Origin of the sequence: Modicisalibacter sp. 'Wilcox' (assembly GCF_010993675.1) — a bacterium.
In the GTDB taxonomy this organism is placed as follows: domain Bacteria; phylum Pseudomonadota; class Gammaproteobacteria; order Pseudomonadales; family Halomonadaceae; genus Modicisalibacter; species Modicisalibacter tunisiensis.
Genome location: NZ_WNXF01000039.1, coordinates 1 through 1,316 on the forward strand (window position 1 = coordinate 1; position 1,316 = coordinate 1,316).

1 protein-coding gene is annotated in these 1,316 nt (G+C 61.6%); it reads left to right on the forward strand.

Features of this window, described 5'->3' with window-relative positions:
- Positions 1-791: 791 nt before the first annotated feature.
- Positions 792-1,217 carry a hypothetical protein gene (locus G7A98_RS16545; RefSeq protein WP_163650773.1) on the forward strand — a complete coding sequence of 142 codons (426 nt, stop codon included), beginning with the start codon at positions 792-794 and terminating at the stop codon, positions 1,215-1,217.
- Positions 1,218-1,316: the final 99 nt, after the last annotated feature.

Here is a 1,316-nt window from a genome sequence, read left to right on the forward strand (position 1 = left end):
GAGACGGAATCGGAGGTCAAAAAATGCTCGCTGACGGCGATAGGGAAAGTGTCGACGCCGGCATCACGGATTCAGGTGTACCTAAACCTGCGGCCTGACCGTCAACTATGAGGACCGAAAATGGCATGGCGCCCATGCTGGCACATGGACAGAGTGCTCAATTCACCCGATTCGAGTGCGCCAGGCAAAGCCTGGTTATCCGGGAAACCGAGGAGGTGGAAAGGATGAGTTGAAACCCAGTGGGTGAAAGTCCCACCCGGCCAAGGCTAGCCACCAGCCGGTAGCGAGTGTTGCGTGGTGTCGGGTAACCGCCACTGCGAAGCGTACACAGCGAGTGGATAGGCCGTGTGATTGAGCCTCGAAATGTTGATCTTTGTGGTCGCCGACATCCTTCAATTGATGGAAGGCTATATGACCCTGCCGTACGGCTTGGCAGGGGAGGGCTGCCGGGGTCGAAGAGCAGGGCATGTCCACACAGGGGTTTCCCAGGAACCTGGGAGGCCCGCCTTTCTCCCCCGAAAGGTGAAAGCTCAGGTGTCGGAGCCACCTGTCCCGAAAGCTCCCGGTCCGGTGCTGTCGTGCCTGACGGTACCGGAAGCGAACACCAGGCACTCAGGGGGTACGACCAGGCGACGACAAGGAGCCAGTCGGACGGAAGGGCGGGAGTCGGAGTCGCTCATCGTACCGAGGAACGCGGGGAACCGACTCGACGGGACCCGCTGGAGGGAAGGGGCGGCCAATCATCAGAACCGCAGGAGGGACACATGTCAGGTGCACAGGAACCTGAGTCCATGTACACGAAACAAGGGCGGATAGCAGCGCTGGCAGAGCGTTTCCCGCAGCGTGCCTTCACGTCACTGGCGCACTACATTGACGCCCAGTGGCTGAAGACGGCCACCCTGATGACGCGCCGTGATGGCGCCGTCGGGATCGATGGCCAAACGGCGGACGACTTCGCGCGCGACTTCGAGGCCAATATCCAGCGTCTGCTGGAAGCGGCCAAGAGCGGTCGCTACAAGGCGCCGCCGGTGCGGCGCGTCCATATCCCCAAGGGGGATGGGCGCAGCACACGGCCGATCGGCATTCCCACCTTCGAAGACAAGGTCCTGCAGCGTGCCGTGGTGGCCTTGCTGGAACCCCTCTATGAGCACGACTTTCTGGCGTGCTCGTATGGCTTCCGGCCAGGGGCTCGGCGCATCAGGCCGTTGAGACGGTGAGGAATAGCCTGATGTCGATGGGGAGTTATTGTCAATTCTGGTGGATGGCGGTCAGGCCGCATTCCTGTCTGACTGATCGGTTACCTGCTCCCCGTCCTG